General features: G+C 55.1%; 19 protein-coding genes and 1 tRNA gene. 11 read left to right on the plus strand and 9 right to left on the minus strand.

Annotated features, from left to right (window positions below):
* The first annotated feature begins 374 nt into the window (after positions 1-374).
* Entirely contained in the window at positions 375-1415 is a 1041-nt protein-coding gene (locus D781_RS08525) for a LacI family DNA-binding transcriptional regulator (protein ID WP_015671908.1), read from the plus strand.
* Between the two features lie 32 nt (positions 1416-1447).
* On the opposite strand, the gene hemB is transcribed toward D781_RS08525, so the two are convergent.
* Together hemB and D781_RS08535 are read right to left on the minus strand one after the other, a co-directional pair.
* Positions 1448-2416: a porphobilinogen synthase gene (hemB, locus tag D781_RS08530; RefSeq protein WP_015671909.1), complete on the minus strand. Its 969-nt coding sequence runs from the start codon at positions 2414-2416 to the stop codon at positions 1448-1450.
* Positions 2417-2608: 192 nt separating this feature from the next.
* Positions 2609-2827 carry a hypothetical protein gene (locus D781_RS08535; protein WP_015671910.1) on the minus strand — a complete coding sequence of 73 codons (219 nt, stop codon included), beginning with the start codon at positions 2825-2827 and terminating at the stop codon, positions 2609-2611.
* A gap of 424 nt (positions 2828-3251) precedes the next feature.
* On the opposite strand from D781_RS08535, the gene D781_RS08540 reads away from it, so the two are divergent.
* Positions 3252-3479: a hypothetical protein gene (locus tag D781_RS08540; RefSeq protein ID WP_015671911.1), complete on the plus strand. Its 228-nt coding sequence runs from the start codon at positions 3252-3254 to the stop codon at positions 3477-3479.
* 142 nt (positions 3480-3621) lie between these two features.
* Here the strand turns inward: D781_RS08540 and proP are convergent, their stop codons facing one another.
* Positions 3622-5145 carry a glycine betaine/L-proline transporter ProP gene (proP, locus tag D781_RS08545; protein WP_015671912.1) on the minus strand — a complete coding sequence of 508 codons (1524 nt, stop codon included), beginning with the start codon at positions 5143-5145 and terminating at the stop codon, positions 3622-3624.
* A gap of 361 nt (positions 5146-5506) precedes the next feature.
* On the opposite strand from proP, the gene D781_RS08550 reads away from it, so the two are divergent.
* The 5 genes from D781_RS08550 (at position 5507) to D781_RS24265 (ending at position 7692) form a co-directional block, all read left to right on the plus strand.
* On the plus strand, positions 5507-6121 hold the full coding sequence (locus tag D781_RS08550; protein ID WP_015671913.1) for a hypothetical protein: 615 nt from the start codon (positions 5507-5509) through the stop codon (positions 6119-6121).
* Positions 6122-6280: 159 nt separating this feature from the next.
* Positions 6281-6376: transfer RNA gene (locus D781_RS23790), tRNA-OTHER, on the plus strand.
* 189 nt (positions 6377-6565) lie between these two features.
* Positions 6566-6865, plus strand: a complete 300-nt coding sequence (locus tag D781_RS08560) for a hypothetical protein (RefSeq protein WP_015671914.1) — start codon at positions 6566-6568, stop codon at positions 6863-6865.
* A gap of 122 nt (positions 6866-6987) precedes the next feature.
* Positions 6988-7491, plus strand: a complete 504-nt coding sequence (locus D781_RS08565; protein ID WP_015671915.1) for a YlaC family protein — start codon at positions 6988-6990, stop codon at positions 7489-7491.
* 69 nt (positions 7492-7560) lie between these two features.
* Entirely contained in the window at positions 7561-7692 is a 132-nt protein-coding gene (locus tag D781_RS24265; RefSeq protein ID WP_015671916.1) for a hypothetical protein, read from the plus strand.
* Between the two features lie 468 nt (positions 7693-8160).
* On the opposite strand, the gene D781_RS08570 is transcribed toward D781_RS24265, so the two are convergent.
* The 3 genes from D781_RS08570 to mdoC form a co-directional block, all read right to left on the minus strand.
* Positions 8161-9882, minus strand: a complete 1722-nt coding sequence (locus tag D781_RS08570) for a potassium/proton antiporter (protein ID WP_015671917.1) — start codon at positions 9880-9882, stop codon at positions 8161-8163.
* Positions 9883-10161: 279 nt separating this feature from the next.
* A complete protein-coding gene (locus tag D781_RS08575) occupies positions 10162-10386 on the minus strand; it encodes a hypothetical protein (RefSeq protein ID WP_015671918.1) in 225 nt (74 codons plus the stop codon).
* A gap of 342 nt (positions 10387-10728) precedes the next feature.
* Complete coding sequence (gene mdoC / locus D781_RS08580) at positions 10729-11862, minus strand: glucans biosynthesis protein MdoC (protein WP_015671919.1); 1134 nt, start codon at positions 11860-11862, stop codon at positions 10729-10731.
* A gap of 259 nt (positions 11863-12121) precedes the next feature.
* On the opposite strand from mdoC, the gene D781_RS08585 reads away from it, so the two are divergent.
* The 3 genes from D781_RS08585 (at position 12122) to D781_RS08595 (ending at position 16629) form a co-directional block, all read left to right on the plus strand.
* On the plus strand, positions 12122-13690 hold the full coding sequence (locus tag D781_RS08585) for a glucan biosynthesis protein G (protein ID WP_015671920.1): 1569 nt from the start codon (positions 12122-12124) through the stop codon (positions 13688-13690).
* A complete protein-coding gene (mdoH, locus tag D781_RS08590; RefSeq protein ID WP_015671921.1) occupies positions 13683-16244 on the plus strand; it encodes a glucans biosynthesis glucosyltransferase MdoH in 2562 nt (853 codons plus the stop codon). Before D781_RS08585 ends, mdoH begins: the two co-directional genes overlap by 8 nt.
* Positions 16245-16431: 187 nt before the next feature.
* Positions 16432-16629 (plus strand): YceK/YidQ family lipoprotein, encoded by a 198-nt coding sequence (locus tag D781_RS08595; RefSeq protein WP_051032622.1) that lies wholly within the window; start codon positions 16432-16434, stop codon positions 16627-16629.
* Here the strand turns inward: D781_RS08595 and D781_RS08600 are convergent.
* Genes D781_RS08600 through D781_RS23605 form a run of 3 tightly spaced genes read right to left on the minus strand, consistent with a single transcriptional unit; the run spans position 16620 to position 17806 of the window.
* Positions 16620-17180, minus strand: coding sequence for a GNAT family N-acetyltransferase (locus D781_RS08600; protein WP_015671923.1), 561 nt, complete (start codon positions 17178-17180; stop codon positions 16620-16622). The two genes, D781_RS08595 and D781_RS08600, sit on opposite strands and share 10 nt — an antisense overlap.
* A 38-nt stretch (positions 17181-17218) precedes the next feature.
* The gene (locus D781_RS08605) at positions 17219-17596 is read right to left on the minus strand and encodes a MysB family protein (protein ID WP_015671924.1); all 378 of its coding nucleotides are present in this window, start codon (positions 17594-17596) and stop codon (positions 17219-17221) included.
* A 12-nt stretch (positions 17597-17608) separates the two neighbouring features.
* Positions 17609-17806 (minus strand): hypothetical protein, encoded by a 198-nt coding sequence (locus tag D781_RS23605; protein WP_124014441.1) that lies wholly within the window; start codon positions 17804-17806, stop codon positions 17609-17611.
* Positions 17807-18078: 272 nt separating this feature from the next.
* On the opposite strand from D781_RS23605, the gene D781_RS08610 reads away from it, so the two are divergent.
* The gene (locus D781_RS08610) at positions 18079-19617 is read left to right on the plus strand and encodes an aldehyde dehydrogenase family protein (protein WP_051032575.1); all 1539 of its coding nucleotides are present in this window, start codon (positions 18079-18081) and stop codon (positions 19615-19617) included.
* Positions 19618-19635: the final 18 nt, after the last annotated feature.

Raw genomic sequence — 19635 nt, forward strand, 5'->3', positions numbered from 1 at the left:
CGTATTCCTGTTTTCGCCTTGATACTTGTCAAGGTACGCAGCGATACGTGCAGCAGCCATTTGGGCTATGTTAGCCGTTTCTATCGGGGAGACATGGTAGTGGTAGAGGCGAGAATCTCCGATTATTGAGATAATTCTCATTGAATTTCTGTATCAATATGTAATTTATGGTGCTATGTTACACTCCGTCGTACAAAGTATGACAGGGAATGTCAGCAACCTTACTCCATTGGTTCTTTGTACGACGATTTAATCATTCCTGTCGCAATCGTCCTGATTTTCGCGGTGAAATACGGCGTGCGAAGCCGTCGGCTGGCTATCACCGTGGGTGAGGGGTATAATTTTTGCCTCCTGCCATGGGTTCAAGTGGTTTCATGTCTTCTTCAATTAAAAACAGCGTCAAGCGCCCGACCCTTGCCGACGTTGCCGAACTGGCCGGTGTCTCGCTGGGCAGTGCCTCACGGGCGCTGTCGGTTCCCGAAAGGGTTAAACCCGCCACGCTGCAGCGCGTCCGCGCCGCCGTCGAGCAGTTGGGATACGTGAGCAACGGCGCCGCGCGGGCACTGGCTTCCCGACGCACCTATACCATTGGCGCCGTATTCCCAACGATGTATAACCAGGCCTTTGTCGATGCCTTACAGACCCTGCAGGCGACGCTGTGGTCGATGAACTATCAGGTTATATTGGCGACGCATGAATATCAGGCCGAGCGTGAGTTTGACGTAATCAAAACGCTGGTGGAACGCGGCGTTGAGGGCATCGTTCTGGTGGGTTCTACGCATGAGGAGCGGGTTTATGAGCTGCTGCGTCAGCGCCAGCTGCCGTTGGTGCTCACCTGGCAGAGGGATGAACCGCCCTATGGCGTCAGCATTGGCTTCGATAACTGGCGCGCGACATACCGGATGGCGCAGGAAGTGATTGCCCTGGGTCACCGGGCGATCGCCGTGGTCTGCGGCAGCCAGGCGAACAATAATCGCAGCCGCCAGCGCGTTGACGGTATTGCTCAGGCAATGCAAGAGCGCCGGTTACGCCTGGACGAGTCGCAAGTCTATGAGGCGCCGTTCACCATTGAAGGCGGACGAGAGGCCGCCAGGCGGCTATTGGCCGCAGGCAAACCGCCGACGGCCATTCTGTGCATGACGGATGTACAGGCGCTGGGCGTTCTTGATGAGCTGAGGCAGGCGGGTTGGCGGGTACCACAGGATATATCGGTCACCGGGATGGATAACATTGAATTTTCCGCGTTGGCGCAGCCTGCATTAACGACCATTGACGTGCCGTCGCGCGCTATCGGCGCGCTGGCTGCCCGGCGCATTGTCAGTATGGTGGAGCAAACGACGTTTATCGAAAGTGCCGAACTGGCATGCTCGCTGGTTTTACGTCAGAGTCTCGGCGTGCCGCGGGAAGGGGAGTAACGGCGGGCCAGGAGGCCGCGCCGTTGTCATACTTACAGGCCCTGCTGCGCCAAATCGGCGGCGAAGTAAGAGAAGATAAAGTCTGCGCCGGCACGTTTGATGGACGACAGCGACTCGCGCACCACCTGGGCTTCATCGATCGCGCCCGCGGCGGCGGCGAACTTAATCATCGCGTACTCCCCACTGACCTGATAAGCCGCAACCGGCAGCGTGCTGGCGTTGCGAATATCGCGGATAACGTCCAGATAATAGCTGGCCGGTTTGACCATCAGCGCGTCAGCGCCTTCGGCTTCGTCAATCAGCGACTCGCGCAGGGCTTCCCGGCGGTTCATCGGGTTCATCTGGTAGGTTTTACGGTCGCCCTTCAGTTCGCTGCCGCCGGCCTCGCGGAACGGTCCGTACAGGGAGGAGGCGAACTTGGTGGAGTAGGAGATAATGCCGGTATTGCCGAAGCCGGCGGCGTCCAGCGCCTGACGGATGGCCTGCACCTGGCCGTCGGCTGCGGCTGACGGGGCGATAAAGTCTGCGCCGGCGTGCGCAGCGGCTACCGCCTGCTTCTGCAGATTCAGCAGCGTGGCATCATTGTCGACGGTGTGATCGTGCACCACGCCACAATGGCCGTGGGTGGTGTATTCACAAAAACAGGTGTCTGACATCAGGATCATTTCCGGGACGGTATCTTTACAAATACGCGCCATACGTGACACCAGGCCATTTTCGTTCCAGGTATCGCTGCCGGTGTCATCTTTATGGTGAGACACCCCAAACGTCATGATGCTGCGGATACCGCTTTTCGCGTATTTCTCCAGCTCAAAAGCCAGTCTGGATTCAGGGATGCGTTTGATGCCCGGCAGCGCGCTCAGCTCCAGATATTCCGAGGTATCTTCCTCGACGAAAATGGGCAACACCAGGTCGGACAGTCGCAGTTCATCTTCCTGGAACAGGGAACGGCGCGCCTCGGAACTTCTCAGGCGGCGCAGGCGGGTTGGCAGGGAATTCATAATAACCTCTTCGTGAAGCGCTCTATCGCATGCAGGAAGCATGCGGTGATGATGGTGGGAAGGTAAATGAAGCGCTTCAATTATTCAAGTCAGGCCGCATTTTTTGACTGTTTCACACCGCTGTTGGGCGCTATCGGGAGAGGAAGAGAAAAGGGAACAACGCCCCGTTCGGGGCGAAGGGATTAAAGAGGCTCAGAATGGGAAACTGGCCACTTTAGGCATGCTAGGATTGCCCATGGCAATGATGAAATTATCATTGTCTTTGATGATATTGGCGCCTTTTTCACGGCATATCATCGTCAGCTCCGAAACATCGTCAGCGCTGACCGCATAATCGAGCTTGATGCGTTTTGCTTTCCCTGTCGAGATGGCAACTTTAGCTTCTTTCTTGCTTTTAACGGTAATCGACATAATAACCTTTTATTTCATATTGTTAAAAGTAATGGTTTACCAAGTCGGCCGTAGCAAGCTAGCTTTCTAGATGGCCGGAGGCAAGATAAAATCGCTAATCTGCCAAAAAAACGTGAACTTCATCGCATTTATAATATTTAAAATACGAAATATTGGCATGAAGGTTGCCGTATGCTGGTAAAGACTGTCGGAATAATTAAAATCCATCGTTTTTATTATGGTTAAATATAACGGTTAACGCTGAAGGGTGCGAAAAATCTTAAACATAAGCGCTAGAGCTTTATATGCTTGCCGTTTGCTAGGAAAACTCTTATTGTTCGACTAAGTGTGTGAAGTATCGCCATTTATTATCCTATTGTAATTGCTGGATAATACTATCTACCCAGGATAGTCCAGCGGCGTTTGGTTTGAGAGAAATTTAACAATGGTCGATTACAGTCTGTACGGAATGCCGCAAGATAATGCACAAATCTACCGGGATAAGCTGATGGTTATTTTCGGTGAAAGCGTGCTGCATTTGATTTCGTCACAACGTACGGTAAATAAAGACAATATTATGAAGTATCTGGTGCGGGAAATTGAACGGCAGCCGGAAGATATTCAGAAGTATTATCGCGTTGCTTTGGAGACCGTCGGGGTCCATGCGCGCTGAAGTAGAATAAATCGGGTAAAAAAAGATCGTTGGATGATTTATTTAACGCGCAGGCTGTGCCTATTTTTCTTTCTGACGATGCGTGACGACGGACGTAAAAAAACCACCCCGGATGAATGGGGTGGTTTTTTATTGGCTTTAATCAGTCCAGTTTGGGATGCTGATCGATAAGCGCCTGCTTTCTTTTCTCCAGCGCTTTGATCTGCTCTTCCAGGTCGCCAATCTCATCGCTGATGTTTTCCACCTTCTGCTCGATATTATCGTAGGTTTCCTGCAGCAGCTCTTTGGCCTCGGAACGGTCCGACGCGGCTGGCGTTGCGCCGCGCAGCGGCTTGTTGGCGGTTTCTTTCATATACAGGCCGGTCAGCAGGCCGATAACGGCCACCGCCATCAGGTAGTAGGCCGGCATATACAGATTACCGCTGGATTCTACCAGCCAGGCGGCAACGGTCGGCGTCGCGCCCGCCACCAGGACGGAGATGTTGAACGAAATGGCCAGCGCGCTGTAGCGGATATGCGTCGGGAACATGGCCGGCAAGGTTGAGGCCATCACCCCGGTAAAGGAGTTAAGCAGTACCGCCAGTACCAGCAGACCGACAAAAATCAGACCAATCACGTTACTGTTGATCAACATAAAGCAGGGGATAGCCAGTAACATCAGGCCAATACTGCCGCCGATAACAAACGGTTTACGACCGATGCGGTCACTGGTCAGGCCGATCACCGGCTGGACAAACAGCATGCCGATCATGATGGCGATGATAATCAGGACGCCGTGGCTTTCTGAATAGTGCAGGTTATGCGACAGATAGCTCGGCATATAGGTCAGCAGCATGTAGTAGGTGACGTTGGTGGCGATAACCAGCCCCACGCATACCAACAGGCTGCGCCATTGTTTAGTGGCGATTTCTTTAAAAGAGGCGCGCGGCGGATTCTGCAGCGCATCGCGGTCGCCCTGTTCCATTTTGTCGACGTGCTGCTGGAACGCCGGGGTTTCTTCCAGCGCATGACGCAGGTACAGTCCGATGATGCCCAGCGGCGCCGCGAGGAAGAACGGCAGGCGCCAGCCCCAGTCGAGGAACTTGGCTTCACCGACGATGCTGGAAATCAGCACCACGACGCCGGCGCCGAGCACGAAACCGGCGATGGAGCCGAAATCGAGCCAGCTGCCCATAAAGCCGCGCTTGCGATCCGGCGAGTATTCGGCGACAAAGATGGCGGCACCGGAATATTCACCGCCCACCGAGAAGCCCTGCGCCAGTTTGGCCAGCAGCAGCAGGATAGGCGCCCAGATGCCGATGCTGGCATAGGACGGGATCAGCCCGATACAGAAGGTGCTGATAGCCATAATAATGATGGTGACGGATAGGACCTTTTGCCGGCCGAATTTATCGCCCATGGCGCCAAAGAATACGCCGCCCAGCGGACGTACCAGGAACGGTACCGAGAAGGTCGCCAGCGCAGCGATCATCTGGACGCCGGGGGACGCGCCGGGGAAGAACACCTGGCCAAGCGCATAGGCGACAAAGCCGTAAACCCCGAAGTCAAACCACTCCATCGCGTTGCCCAGTGCGGCGGCGGTAATGGCTTTTTTCAGCTTGCTGTCGTCAATAATGGTTATATCGTTAATATGTAGCGGTTTATGTCGTTTTTTTCGCAGCTTCATAGCATCATCCCTTAAATATTGAGTTGAACGTGAATCAATCGTTTTTCTTCACGTTTTTCTGCCCAGACATTAACTATTCTAATTTTAGTGTGCCGTTGGCACTTTGGAGCCCCTCAATCATTAAACTGATTACATTGTTGAAATTTGACCTATTTCCCCATCAACTTGTCACTTACGTGACGAATAAAAATCCATATATAGCTTAACGTTATATGTGACCGGGATCAAACCTAGCAGTTTTATTTATCAATACGGACGTATAAATAATTACGGAAGATCGGCGGCAAGCGCATGAATAGCCAAGGTAAAAGAGGTTACGGTAGGTAACATATGTCGCGTGAATATAATAACGGAAGTGACTATGCAGTACCGTACCGACCTCAATATTATTGTAAAAAAACTCGCTTTATTTCTGCTTTATTCAGCAACGCTGGCCGGGCTGTTGGGGCTAATTTTTGTTGATGTTTATTGGCTACATAACTTTGTCTATGAGACGTCGCTGACGGAGCTGATGCAGGAGATATTCCTTGCCGCCATTGCGGTAGGCTTCCTGGTTTCCGCCCGTCGCCATGCCGAGTATCGCGCTGCCAGGGTGTTGATTGGCGGCTTTTTCCTGTGCATGTTGATCCGCGAGCTGGATTTCGCCTTTGATTATCTGCATCACGGCGCTTGGGTGTGGTTTGCTCTGCTGACCACGCTGTTGTGTCTGGGTTACGCGGCGCGTCATGCGGCCTCGGCGCTACATGGCCTGGCCCACTTCTTTAACCATCCCAGCTACGGCATGATGTGCGCCGGCTTGCTGTGCATTCTGGTGTTTTCCCGTCTGTTTGGCATGCACCTGTTGTGGGAAGGGTTGCTGCTGGATGGCTATAACCGGGTGGTGAAAAATATGGTGGAAGAGGGCTGTGAACTGGTCGGCTACGCTTTCTGCCTGTTTGCGACCTGCCAGTATCTGGCAAAACCCCACCAGGCCTAGCGCCGCTTGCGATGATTGCAGCTTTGATGATTGATTAAGTGGATCGTTGTGCCCATAACGTCGTCTTTATGAGATTTATCTGTAAAATCATTCACTGCCAGTGATTTATCTTGTACCCATGGCGATGTTATGGATAATGTCGCCAAAGCATAAGGGAGTGCGCTATTAACTCAGTTGGCAGAGTGATTGGTTTTAACATGCTTTAATTGGCTACAAAATTGATAGACGCGGGTTCGAGTCCTGCATAGCGCGCCAACTCCTCCGGCCTTGGTGGCCAGCATAAAGCATGCCCGGGTTGATGTGCACTATCGACTCCTCGTTGGGATTTCCGGGTGTGCTTTACCCTGTTTACCCGTCCACGCCATCCGGCGTTTCTTTTCGCGTATCGATCCTTTGCTAGACTGTTATCAAGGCAGCCTTTCTGTCTGATAACCGGAGGTCGATATGTCTGAGTCCGCTCAACTGCAAGAATTGATGCAACGTATCGCCGCGCTGGAAGCGCGGGAGAAGGCGCTGACTGCGGAATCCAATGCCTACCAGGCGATCCTGACGACCCTGCTGGGCAATTTGGATAAATCGCTGCGTGATAATGTTATCGGCATGATCGATCGCGCCCACGAGATTGCCTATGCGCGCGCCATTCAACGCGGTAATGCCGTGCAGCAAGACAGGATCAAACAGGCGGATGATGTTGCACAGCGGATGTTTATGTTCGCCCAGGGCAAAGCCTCGCAGCCGCGCTAGCTCGACTATAACAGTTACCGGTTTTTAATTGGCTAACTGCTATACCCGGGGAAACTGTACTTGTGTTAGCGTGAAGGGTAACGATTGATAGCCACTTTGCTCTCAGGCTAAGGCAGTAACTGATGGACGCGATAAAAAACATTCTGGTGAAAGAGATTGAGCTGATCAACCAGCGGGAAGGGCGCGACGGCAAGCCGCGTTTTAACAGCGAATTTGCCCGTAATCACCGCTACCTGTGTTTGGCGATGTTCGCCGGTTATTTTGCCGTGATCGCCGTGATGTATCCGGTGCCTTATCTGGGGCTTGGAGCGCTGCTTGGCTTTACCGCCTTTGTGCTGTTTATGTTTGCCATGCTGCTGATGGAGATCAAGCCTGTTTATCGCTTTGAAGATATCGGTGTGCTGGATTTACGCGTCTGTTATAACGGCGAGTGGTACTTTACCCGTGCGCTGGCGCCCCGGGCGGTGGATGAATTACTGGCGGAACCGTCGGTCAACCCGCAGTTGAAGGCGCGCGTACGCGAGATTTTGGCCAATAAGGGCGAGATCGACTTCTACGACGTGTATGATTTGGCCTACGGTAAGAAGCTGCATACGCCCGCTGCATCGGTGGCGTTGGCTAACTAAGGGTTGCGTCGACTCCGGGGTCGATTATACTCAGCGTTTGAGCCCGTAAAGAAGCATGAGGAAGTTGCAATGAGTGACGAGATTTTTGATTTTGATATTGACGCCGAACTCGCGAAAGCAGAAAAAAAAGCGGCGGAGAAGGCCAGTGAAGTGCCTGACATCCTTGAGGATGAAGCAGATTGCGAAGGCTGCAAAATTTAATCGCCATTGCTAATAAAAGAACCGCTACGGCGGTTTTTTTATTGGCTGTGGTTCAGTCGAGGACAAACGCCCAGACCAGAAAACCAATCACTACGGCGAGGCAGAGCGCCGAAACGCTGAGCAACACCTTGCCTAAAATATCCCTGTCTTTCCCGTGCTGTGCCACGATAAATTATCCAACTATAAGTTTATGAACCAAATCGGCAACGCCCAGGTTCAAACCAACCAACGCTAATGCCAAGACCAGCATGGCAGAAACGAACTTTTTTCCGTTATTCACGCGATACCTATCCTGTCGTTTTATCGTTCTTAGTGCGGACGGGCGGAGCGACCGCTCTTGATTAAGAACTTACTTACGAGCAGAAGTTCCCCGGCACAGTGGCCGGATGAGGCAATAGGGGAAGAGGTATGCTGATGATCAGGCGGGTAGGGCGGCACGGTGGCGCGTTCGCGCCACCGGCGAAATGATTAATCGGCGTCGATTTTTACCCCGATCTTGCTGACGGCTTTACCGTCCATTTCCGCGATGGTCCAGGTCAATCCGTCCCACTCCACCTGGTCGCCGACCACCGGCTCCCCGCCGAGCATCTGTATCACGAACTGGCCCAGCGTTTGCTGTTCATCGATATCATCCTGCAGATTCAGCCCGTAAACCTGAGAGATATCGCTGAGTCGCGCGTCCGACTGCAGGATAAAGTCGCCGAAGAAGCGTTCGTCCAGCGTAACGGCCGGCGCCTGGCTAAACAGTTTGCCCAGCGCCGGCAGATCATGCTCGTGGCCGATAACGCACAGAATGTCCTGTTCACGCAGTCGCGTACTGCCGCTGGGGTGCAGCAGCTCTTTACCGCGGAACAGGGCGGCGATGCGGGTGCCCTGCGGCATTTTTAGCTCGCGCAGTGCAGCGCCGACGCACCAGTTTTCCGCCGAAAGCTGGTAAACGAACTGTTCCCATTGGTTTTCCGGGTGGATATCCAACCCGACGCGAGAGATGGGCGCCAGCGCCGGCGGCACCACCACCTTGGCTTTTTTCGCCGCCAGCGTCAGCGTGGTGCCTTGTAGCAGCAGCGAGACCAGAACGACGAAAAAGGCCACGTTGAAGAATAGGTGCGCATTAGGCAAGCCGGCCATCATCGGGAATACCGCCAGAATCACCGGCACCGCGCCGCGCAGACCCACCCAAGAGATAAAGATACGTTCGCGCAGCGTGAAGTTGCGAAACGGCAGCAGGCCGACAAACACCGACACCGGGCGGGCAAACAGAATCATCCACAGCGAGAGCAGCAGCGCGGGGATGGCGATCGGCAGCAGGTTGCTCGGCGTCAGCAGCAGCCCCAGCACCAGGAACATGCCGATTTGGCTGAGCCAGGCCAGCCCGTCGAAGGTTTGCACAATGCCGTGCCGGTTGCGGATGGGGCGGTTGCCCAGCATCAGGCCGCACAGGTACACCGCCAGGATACCGCTGCCGTTGAGTGCGGTCGTCAGGGCGAAAATCAGAATGCCGCCGCTGACGGCCAGCAGCGGGTACAGCCCTTCTGGCAATTTAATGCGGTTGATCAGCCCCAGCAGCAGCCAGCCGCCGCCGAGACCGAAGACGATCCCCATACCGAATTGTTGCAGCAGATGCAGCAGGAAGCTCCAGCTGATCATGGTCTCGCCGGCGGAAATCATGGCGATTAGGGTGATGGTGAGAAACACGGCCATGGGATCGTTACTGCCGGATTCAATTTCCAGCGTGGAGCCGACGCGTTCGTTAAGACCTTTCCCGCCAAGCAGTGAGAACACCGCGGCGGCATCGGTCGAGCCAATAATGGCGCCGATCAGCAGCCCTTGAATCAGATCGATATTAAACAGCCAGGCGGCGGCCAGGCCGGTCAGGCCGGCGGTGATCACTACGCCGACGGTTGCCAGCGATAGCGCGGGCCATAACGCCACGCGGAAAGAGCTGACGCGGGTGCGCATGCCGCCATCGAGCAGAATGACCGCCAACGCCAGGTTACTGACCAGATAGGCGACCGGATAATTGTCAAAAGGGATACCGCCGAGGCCGTCAACGCCGGCCAGCATGCCAATCGCAAGGAAAATAACCAGAATAGGGATGCCGAGGCGTGAAGAGAATGAACTGAGCAGGATACTGGCTCCTACCAACACAGCGCCGATGATAAACAGGTTGTTGATGGTGCTGGCATCCAAAATAACGTTCTCCTTTGGCGGGGTATGGCGGTACGCGACTGCGTGCGGCAGCTTAATGATAGCCTGTTTTCAGGGTAAAACGCTAAGGATGATTGACGGCTGTCTGCGCATTATCGCTTTTTTTTACTAAAAGCCGGCTTAACGAGCCAAAATTGTGGTTATTCGGCCTTTTATATAACTATATCAGATGATTGGAAAGCTAGGCTGCTAACAAACCCTGGCATGGCGACCGAACCATTAAACCTGAGTCAGGTTTAATGGTTGGTGGCTAGTGCTGCATTAATGGTCGAGGGATTGCAGGGCGCGTTTAATTAACTCCGCCGCCAGCTTCCTTTCTGCTTCGGAAATGCCATCAAGATTGAAGTGAGACAGGTCGTGCACCAGTACGCTGCGATCCTTGCCGCTGATTGAGGCATCCAGCGCGGAGAGCAACCTGCCCAGAATTTTAAGTAATGTGGCATTGGCCGGTGCGGCATCCTGAGCGGAGGTGTTTTGGTCGGTCATTGAAAAATCCTCTCTGTCGTGACGGAAGGGAGATGCTGCTGACGCTGTCTGTTGGCGGCAGCGCCTTCCCTTAGGGTTCAGTGAGCCCAATCGCTACCGTGAGGCAGGGATGTGGATTTCCATTACTACGCGGCGGCGTTCGCCGTTCACACGTTTACTGTGCCGCAATTATTATCCGGCCAGCGAGCAATGCGTGCTCTTCGGGCGACCATAGCTGCGAAAGTAAATTATATGCCGTTTAACGAATTTGGGGAGGACGTGGTTCGGCCGGGAAGAACATGGGGCAATAAACCCCATGTTTTTGTTGGAATAATGAGATGATTCCTGAAAGCGTGCCTCGGTTTACTTCTGAGGCTTGCCGGAAAACAGAAAACGCAGCAGCGGTACACGCTTATGCGCTTCATACAATATAAAGGCCAGCCCAAAGACAAACACCAGGCCAGCGGCAAATCCCACAATATTATTGTCGATATAGGGGGTAACAAAGGCGCCGTATAGCAGCGTCAGCGGGTGGTGCACCAGATAGATAAATAAGGAGGCATTCACCAGATAGGTGATGCGTGGCGAATGGTAGTTGAGCAACCGGTGGCCGCATGAAAACACCACGTTGGTCATCAGGATGCCCAATACGATCTTGATAAGAACTTCCACCTCAAACATCAGGTCGTTATGGGCCAGCAGCTTCTGGTTAAGCATATAGGCGATGAACAGCAGCAGTGCGCCCAGCGCCGCCTTGGGTGACGGAGTCAGGAAGATCGCTTTTAACCAGGCGTATTTGAAGGCGTAGGCGCCAAGGAGAAAGAACGGCAGGTAGAACAGCGTTTCCATCACCACAAAATTGAATAGCCCATTACCGAGCAGCTGCGGTACGGTAATTAAAATAATACGGTGTGCCACCGAATAGACTACCCCATAAATAAGAAAGCACAGTGAGATCTTTCCTAAACTATTCATGCTATTTATTGGGAACGGCGCAATCGGCGTTTTTATCGCCTTAATTTTTCTGAACAGGTAAAAACCGGCGCAGGTGAGCAGCGATAGCGTTAATAAAAACCATAAATGGGACACCAACTCCCAAACGGCAACGTTAATTTTCTGATAAAGGTCAAATCCGTCCCAGCCGTCCAGTTTATGCGTCGCGTATTTCAGCAGGAAAAACTGCGGCAGGGTAATGAGGGGGATAGAGCTTAACAGCGGGATCGCCACCCGTTCCAGCCGCACCTTGAGCCAGTGTTTACGTTCATAACGCTGGTAAAGCATAAAGGAGAAGTAGCCGGAGATGATGAAGAACACCTGCATACGAAATGCATGAATGACATCGTTCAGCACCGTCAGTGAAAACGACGGCGCGAGGCTATTGACTGACCAGGTATGGCTGGAGTAAATCAGAGAAAGATGAAAAGGGATGCCGAGCAACATTAAATATGCCCGGATAGAGTCCAGGAAAAACTCGCGCTGGTTGTTTCCGTTAGTCATAAGATACCGCAGATAGTTTTTATTGAGGCTTCTTTAACCTGCTTATTAATCAAGCATGGGTTAAATCTCATTTCAGACCCTACTATATCACCCCGTAATTTTCCATAGCGTCTTGCGCGCGGGCTTGCTACGCTGGGCTTCGTCAGCTGCCTAAACTCTGAGCCAGAAACATGAACCAATCATTTATCATGTTGTCGGATAGCTGAATAATCCATTAATATGGATTTTAAATGATTTGAGCACACGAATAGGGGGGGATGTGCCAGTTAATATTTTATCCAGACAGCCACGCGCCGTGAGCGTTCGTTGGTTAGGTGCCACAGTGTTGTTCACGCTGTTCAGCTCGCAGGCGTGGGCCTTTACGCTCGATGATGTCGCCAAACAGGCGCAGGATTTGGCGGGCAAGCGTTTTGAAGCGCCGAAGAGCAACCTTCCTTCTCAGTTCCGCGACATGAAGTTTGCGGACTACCAGCAGATCCAGTTCAATCACGATAAAGCCTATTGGAACAAGCTGAAAACCCCGTTCAAGCTTGAGTTTTATCATCAGGGCATGTACTTCGACACGCCGGTGAAAATCAACGAAGTCACTGCGACCACGGTCAAACAGATCAAATATAGTCCTGATTACTTCAACTTCGGCTCGGTGAAACACGATCCTGAGTCGGTGAAGAATCTGGGCTTTGCCGGTTTCAAAGTGCTGTATCCGATCAACAGTGCGGATAAGAACGATGAAATCATGAGCATGCTGGGCGCCAGCTATTTCCGCGTGGTGGGTAAAGATCAGGTGTATGGCCTGTCTGCCCGCGGCCTGGCGATCGACACCGCGCTGCCTTCCGGTGAAGAGTTCCCGCGCTTCCGCGAATACTGGATCGAACGGCCTAAGCCGGGCGACAAACACCTGGTGATTTACACGCTGCTGGATTCGCCGCGCGCCACCGGCGCCTACCGTTTTGTGGTCTATCCGGGCCGCGATACCGTCGTGGACGTACAGTCCAAGGTGTTCCTGCGCGACAAAGTGGGCAAACTGGGCATTGCGCCATTAACCAGCATGTTCCTGTTCGGGCCGAACCAGCCGTCGCCGACGATGAACTACCGTCCGGCGCTGCATGATTCCAACGGTCTGTCCATCCATGCCGGCAACGGCGAATGGATCTGGCGTCCGCTGAACAATCCGAAGCACCTGTCCGTCAGCACCTATACCGTTGAACATCCGAAAGGGTTTGGCCTGCTGCAACGCGGTCGCAACTTCAAGGATTATGAAGATCTCGACGATCGTTACGATCAGCGTCCGAGCGGCTGGATCGAACCGCGCGGTGACTGGGGCAAAGGTAAGGTTGAGCTGGTGGAGATCCCGACCGCCGATGAAACCAACGACAATATCGTAGCGTTCTGGACGCCGGACGTGCTGCCGGATGCCAAAACGCCGCTGGCGCTGAATTATCGTCTGCACTTCACCCGTGATGAGGACAAACTGCATTCACAGGATATTGCCTATGTGAGTCAGACCATGCGCTCCACCGGCGATGTGAAGCAGTCCAACCTGATTCGTGAGCCGGACGGCAGCGTTGCCTTCCTGGTAGACTTCGTCGGTCCGGTCCTGAAAGGCCTGGATGAGAAGGCACCGGTGGCTTCACAGGTCAGCGTCGGCGATAACGGCGAAATGGTGGAAAACAACGTTCGCTATAACCCAGTGACTAAAGGTTGGCGTCTGACGCTGCGTGTGAAAGTGAAAGACGACAAGAAACCTGTAGAAATGCGTGCAGCACTGGTTAATGGTGATAAGACCCTGTCGGAAACCTGGAGCTATCAGCTACCTGCCAATGAATAAGCCTACTCAAACTGCCCAGGATTATCTTGCGGCAATGCCTCTGACCGCTGAGCGGTCGGAGGCGCTCAATCAGCAACTGGCCGCCGATGGCGGCCAGTCTTTGCAAGCGCTGCACCGCCAGATGGGTGCTGAAGACGCCAACGTCGCCACGCTGTCGGAAGATGATATCGCGCTGGCCTCGGTGAAAAACCGCATTGAAAGCGCCTGGCCGGACGCGGTTGATGACGAAAACTTCGATACTGATGCGGAAGGGCGCGCGATTCTGAAAGCAACGCCGCCGATCAAACGCACCAGTATGTTCCCCGAAGCCTGGCGCACCAACCCGGTGGCGCGCTTTTGGGACTCGCTGCTCGGCCGCTCGCCGCACAATCGCCACGCCAGCAAGGAAGAGGCCGATGCGGAAAACCGCTGGCGTATTGCAGGCTCGATGCGTCGCTATGTCTTGCTGGTGCTGATGCTGGTGCAGACCGGCATCGCCACCTGGTATATGAAAACCATCCTGCCGTATCAGGGCTGGGCGCTGATCGATCCTATCGCCATGCTCGACCAGGATCTGATGCAGTCGGTGCTGCAACTGCTGCCATATGTGCTGCAAACCGGCATTCTGATTCTGTTCGCCATTTTGTTCTGCTGGGTATCGGCGGGTTTCTGGACGGCGCTGATGGGCTTCCTGCAGCTGCTGATTGGCAAGGATAAATACAGCATTTCCTCCACCATCAAGGGGGATGAACCGATCAATCCGGCGCACCGCACCGCGCTGATTATGCCGATCTGTAATGAAGACGTTGAACGCGTTTTCGCCGGCCTGCGTGCGACTTACGAGTCGGTCAAGGCGACCGGGCAGCTGGATCACTTCGATATTTACGTATTGAGCGACAGCTACGATCCCGATATCTGCGTAGCGGAACAGAAAGCCTGGATGGAACTGTGCCGCGATGTGGACGGCCACGGACGTATTTTCTACCGCCGTCGTCGTCGCCGCGTGAAGCGTAAAAGCGGCAATATCGATGATTTCTGCCGTCGCTGGGGCGGTGACTACAGCTATATGGTGATTCTGGACGCGGACAGCGTGATGAGCGGCGAGTGTCTCACCGGGCTGGTGCGCCTGATGGAGGCCAACCCGAACGCCGGTATCATTCAGTCGGCGCCGAAGGCCTCCGGGATGGATACGCTGTATGCGCGCGTTCAGCAGTTTGCGACGCGCGTCTACGGGCCGCTGTTTACCGCCGGTCTGCACTTCTGGCAACTGGGCGAATCCCACTACTGGGGTCACAATGCAATCATCCGCGTCAAGCCGTTTATCGAGCACTGCGCGCTGGCGCCGCTGCCGGGTGAAGGCTCGTTCGCCGGGTCGATCCTGTCCCATGACTTCGTCGAAGCTGCGCTGATGCGCCGTGCCGGCTGGGGTGTGTGGATCGCCTACGATCTGCCGGGCAGTTATGAAGAGCTGCCGCCGAACCTGCTGGATGAGCTGAAGCGCGACCGCCGCTGGTGTCACGGCAACCTGATGAACTTCCGCCTGTTCCTGGTGAAGGGCATGCACCCGGTGCACCGCGCGGTGTTCCTGACCGGCGTGATGTCCTACCTGTCCGCACCGCTGTGGTTTATGTTCCTGGCTTTGTCGACGGCGCTGCAGGTGGTGCATACGCTGATGGAGCCGCAGTACTTCCTGCAGCCGAGACAGCTGTTCCCGGTATGGCCGCAGTGGCGTCCGGAGCTGGCGATAGCGCTGTTCTCCACCACGCTGGTGCTGCTGTTCCTGCCGAAGCTGCTCAGCGTGATCCTGATCTGGGCGAAAGGCGCGAAGGAGTACGGCGGCGCGTTCCGTCTGCTGATCTCGATGCTGATGGAAATGCTGTTCTCGGTGCTGCTGGCGCCGGTGCGCATGCTGTTCCATACCGTGTTTGTGGTCAGCGCGTTCCTCGGTTGGGAAGTGGTGTGGAATTCGCCGCAGCGTGACGACGACGATACGCCGTGGGGCGAAGCGTTCAAACGTCACGGCTCGCAAATGCTGCTGGGGCTGGTATGGGCCGGCGGCATGGCGTGGCTGGACCTGCGCTTCCTGTGGTGGCTGGCGCCGATCGTGTTCTCGCTGATTCTGTCGCCGTTCGTGTCGGTGCTCTCCAGCCGCGCGACGCTCGGCCTGAAAAGCAAGCGCGCCAAGCTGTTCCTGATCCCGGAAGAGTACTCGCCGCCGAAAGTGCTGGTGGCGACCGAAGAGTACCTGCAGCAGAACCGCAACCGTGCGCTGCGTAACGGCTTTATGCACGCGGTGGTGAATCCGTCCTTCAACGCGCTGGCGACGGCGATGGCGACGGCGCGTCACCATCTGCGCGCGGCGATTGAGCGCGCTCGTGAAGAGCGGGTCAACGAGGCGATGCAGGTCGGCCCGGAAAAACTGGAGAAACTGAAGCGCCTCGAGCTGCTCAGCGATCCGGTGGCGCTGTCCCGCCTGCATCAGCGCGTCTGGCAGCAGCCGGAAGGTGAAGGCTGGCGGGCGCATTATCAGCAGCTGCCGCATAATGCGCAGGCTCACCCGGCCGGCCAGCGCTAAGCGCCGGTTTGCCTACCTGATGAAAGGACGCGTTGTTACGCGTCCTTTTTTTTGCCCTTACATTATGCTGACATTCTGTACGCCGGGCGTCATGTTACACTGCGCGTCAGTATTATCCGGCGACAGATAGGTTAAGAGAGTGAAAACAGGTTTCTTGCTGCGGGCGGCGCTGTTAACGCTGGGCGTTATGACGCTGTCCGGCTGCGGCAGTATTATCAGCCGGACGGTGCCCGGCGCCGGCCATGGCCATCAATATTATCCGGGCGTACAGTGGGACCTGCGTGACACGCCCTGGCGCTATCTGACGGTGATTGACGTACCGCTGTCGATGGTGGTGGATACCTTCATGCTGCCGTTTGATGCGCGGCACGGGCCTTATGAGTAGCCGGCGTCGCGGGTGGCGAACGCCAGCAGGTAATAGCGCTTGCCCCGGCAGCTAAATGTTGTCACCGTCGTCATGCCCAGCCCTTGCTGATGGGCGGCGAGCGAGTGCGGGTTGGCGTCGTCAATAAAGAGAATCCCCAGATCGTACGATGCGCGCGTATGCGCCTTGACCGCCGCGAACAGCTGTTTCAGTACCCCTTTGCCGCGCCAGCGCCGGTCCAGACAGACCGGGCCGTAGAGAAAATAGCGCTGCTGGTTAACCGGCCGGCCGTCAAAGCGCTGTGACTCCAGCGTCGTCAGCATAGCGTCCACCACCTCAGGGCGAGGCTGCACGTTGGCCTGCGTCAGGCAGACAAAGCCGGCCAGCTCTCCTTCCGCTTCCGCCACCAGAATCCCGAGCGCCGCATTGATACGCGCCAACTGGGCCTCATCCATTGTCGAAACGATAAATCCTTGCCGCCGCTGTTCGGCGCTGAGCTGCTCCGGCACGTTTTGCGCCTGCAGCGCCAGAATAGCGGGGTAATCGGCGGGCTGCGCCGGTCTGATGATCATGCTCGCTCCTTCCATCCTGTCGCGGCCGCTGAGGGGACCTAACGGTCATCATCCCATTCGTCGGCCGCGGTTTTGCCTTCTTCAGTATCCAGCGGCGGTTCCAGCTGGAAATCGTCTTCATCCCATTCATACAGGGTATTTTCGTCCAGCCACTCTTCGCGGATCTCTATTTCGTCATAGTCGCCGGCAAAAATCGCCTGGGCGGCGGCGCCGCTGCGCAGCGTCAGACATTCTACCGACTCGCCTTCTTCGGCAAAGAACTCCGCCTGCCATAGGATATCACCATCCAGCATCACATATTTTTGCAAATTGAACTGTTGCGGTACCGGCGGTTCGCTATCGTCCTCTTCGGCGGACTCGATAAAGGCTTCACGCGCTGCTTCAATCGCTTCTTCCAGTGTGTCATACAGGTCCATAATCATCTCCGGTCACAGTGCGGTGGAACGGCGGGCTTCAGGGCAGGAATACCCTGAAGCAGGATGACAAACGTCAAAATTAATTGTTGTCGCCGCCGCGCAGGATGCAAATTTTTTATGCATTATTTTTACGCTGCCGGTGACGGCGCCATATCGTAGCGGAATCAGGGTGGCGATGGCCGAAATAACGCGCCGCTGAGAATTAATCATTAGTTCTTTGAATGCGCAGTGATATAACACGATTAAACACGGCGCATTAACATGATGATTCTTAATTAAATTAAACAAATGAATGGAATTATCTTAATGATTCGCGCTGTTTCGCGGGTAAATGGTGAGATTTGCCAGATAAATGCCTTTCTGGCCCGTATTTATTTACCTGAGCATATTAGTCTGGTAACAATAGCGCCGGCTTTCCTGTTTTTTGTTAATGCCAAGGAATAAACGTTCCGGGATTTCGCCCGGCTCTGGCTATTTGGATAATGATAACCACAACGAGGATAAAATGGATGACAAAAAATAACATCACGCCCGGTTTTGCGCTGAAAAAACGTTATGACAACTTTATCGGCGGCCAGTGGGCGGCGCCCAGCGGCGGCGAGTATTTTACCAACCTGACGCCGGTCACCGGACAGCCGCTGTGCGAGGTGGCGAGTTCGGATACGCGGGATGTGGATCTGGCGCTGGATGCCGCGCATCAGGCAAAAACAGGCTGGGCGAAAACGTCAGTGGCGCAGCGTGCGGCGTTGCTTAACGCCATCGCCGACCGGATGGAGGCTAACCTGCCGCTGCTGGCCGCGGCGGAAAGCTGGGATAACGGCAAGGCGCTGCGTGAGACCCAAGGGGCCGACGTGCCGTTGGCGCTGGATCACTTCCGCTATTTTGCCGCCTGTATCCGCGCCCAGGAAGGGAGCATCAGCGATATTGAGTCGGAGCTGGTCGCCTACCATTACCATGAGCCGCTGGGCGTGGTCGGACAGATTATTCCGTGGAACTTCCCGCTGCTGATGGCCTGTTGGAAACTGGCGCCGGCGCTGGCGGCGGGCAACTGCGTGGTATTGAAACCGGCCAAGCTGACGCCGCTGTCCGTCCTGGTGCTGATGGAGATTATCCAGGATATTCTGCCGCCGGGGGTGGTGAACGTGGTCAACGGCTCCGGGGCCAAGATTGGCGAATACCTGGCCACCTCACCGCGGATCGCCAAGGTGGCGTTCACCGGTTCGACGGAAGTAGGGCAGCAGATTATGAGCTATGCCGCGCAGAACGTGATTCCGGTGACGCTGGAGCTGGGCGGCAAGTCGCCCAATATCTTCTTTGCCGACGTGATGGATAAAGATGACGCCTTCTTTGATAAGGCGCTGGAAGGGTTTGCCCTGTTCGCTTTTAATCAGGGGCAGGTCTGTACCTGCCCGAGCCGCGCGCTGATTCAGGAATCCATTTACGAGCGCTTTATCGACAGGGCGCTGGAGCGCGTGGCGAAGATCCGGCGCGGCAGTCCGCTGGATATGGCGACGCAGATGGGGGCGCAGGTTTCTGCTGACCAGTTGCAAACCATCATGGACTACATTGAAATCGGTAAGCGTGAGGGCGCGGAGGTGCTGATTGGCGGCAACCGCGTCGATCTGGGCGGCGAGCTGAGCAACGGCTACTACCTGGAGCCGACGGTGTTGTTCGGGCGTAATCATATGCGCGTTTTCCAGGAAGAGATCTTTGGCCCGGTGCTGGCGGTAACCACCTTCAAAGATGCGGACGAAGCGCTGGCCATTGCCAACGATACCCCGTTTGGCCTGGGCGCCGGCGTCTGGAGCCGCAACGGCTCGCTGGCCTATAAAATGGGGCGCGGCATTCAGGCCGGCCGGGTCTGGACCAACTGTTATCACGCCTATCCGGCGCATGCCGCCTTTGGCGGTTATAAGCTGTCGGGCATCGGCCGTGAGACGCATAAAATGATGCTGGAGCACTACCAGCAAACCAAGTGCCTGCTGGTCAGCTACTCCGAGAAGGCGCAGGGACTGTTTTAATTCGCCGGACGCGTGATA

Source organism: Serratia sp. FGI94 (assembly GCF_000330865.1).
Classification (GTDB): Bacteria; Pseudomonadota; Gammaproteobacteria; order Enterobacterales; family Enterobacteriaceae; genus Serratia_B; species Serratia_B rubidaea.

Excerpts from the sequence above, each read along its gene's own strand:
- D781_RS08525 (WP_015671908.1), top strand. The coding sequence starts at position 375 with ATGTCTTCTTCAATTAAAAACAGCGTCAAGCGCCCGACCCTTGCCGAC.
- hemB (WP_015671909.1), bottom strand. The coding sequence starts at position 2,416 with ATGAATTCCCTGCCAACCCGCCTGCGCCGCCTGAGAAGTTCCGAGGCG.
- D781_RS08535 (WP_015671910.1), bottom strand. The coding sequence starts at position 2,827 with ATGTCGATTACCGTTAAAAGCAAGAAAGAAGCTAAAGTTGCCATCTCG.
- D781_RS08540 (WP_015671911.1), top strand. The coding sequence starts at position 3,252 with ATGGTCGATTACAGTCTGTACGGAATGCCGCAAGATAATGCACAAATC.
- proP (WP_015671912.1), bottom strand. The coding sequence starts at position 5,145 with ATGAAGCTGCGAAAAAAACGACATAAACCGCTACATATTAACGATATA.
- D781_RS08550 (WP_015671913.1), top strand. The coding sequence starts at position 5,507 with ATGCAGTACCGTACCGACCTCAATATTATTGTAAAAAAACTCGCTTTA.
- D781_RS08560 (WP_015671914.1), top strand. The coding sequence starts at position 6,566 with ATGTCTGAGTCCGCTCAACTGCAAGAATTGATGCAACGTATCGCCGCG.
- D781_RS08565 (WP_015671915.1), top strand. The coding sequence starts at position 6,988 with ATGGACGCGATAAAAAACATTCTGGTGAAAGAGATTGAGCTGATCAAC.
- D781_RS24265 (WP_015671916.1), top strand. The coding sequence starts at position 7,561 with ATGAGTGACGAGATTTTTGATTTTGATATTGACGCCGAACTCGCGAAA.
- D781_RS08575 (WP_015671918.1), bottom strand. The coding sequence starts at position 10,386 with ATGACCGACCAAAACACCTCCGCTCAGGATGCCGCACCGGCCAATGCC.
- mdoC (WP_015671919.1), bottom strand. The coding sequence starts at position 11,862 with ATGACTAACGGAAACAACCAGCGCGAGTTTTTCCTGGACTCTATCCGG.
- mdoH (WP_015671921.1), top strand. The coding sequence starts at position 13,683 with ATGAATAAGCCTACTCAAACTGCCCAGGATTATCTTGCGGCAATGCCT.
- D781_RS08595 (WP_051032622.1), top strand. The coding sequence starts at position 16,432 with ATGACGCTGTCCGGCTGCGGCAGTATTATCAGCCGGACGGTGCCCGGC.
- D781_RS08600 (WP_015671923.1), bottom strand. The coding sequence starts at position 17,180 with ATGATCATCAGACCGGCGCAGCCCGCCGATTACCCCGCTATTCTGGCG.
- D781_RS08605 (WP_015671924.1), bottom strand. The coding sequence starts at position 17,596 with ATGGACCTGTATGACACACTGGAAGAAGCGATTGAAGCAGCGCGTGAA.
- D781_RS23605 (WP_124014441.1), bottom strand. The coding sequence starts at position 17,806 with ATGATTAATTCTCAGCGGCGCGTTATTTCGGCCATCGCCACCCTGATT.
- D781_RS08610 (WP_051032575.1), top strand. The coding sequence starts at position 18,079 with ATGATAACCACAACGAGGATAAAATGGATGACAAAAAATAACATCACG.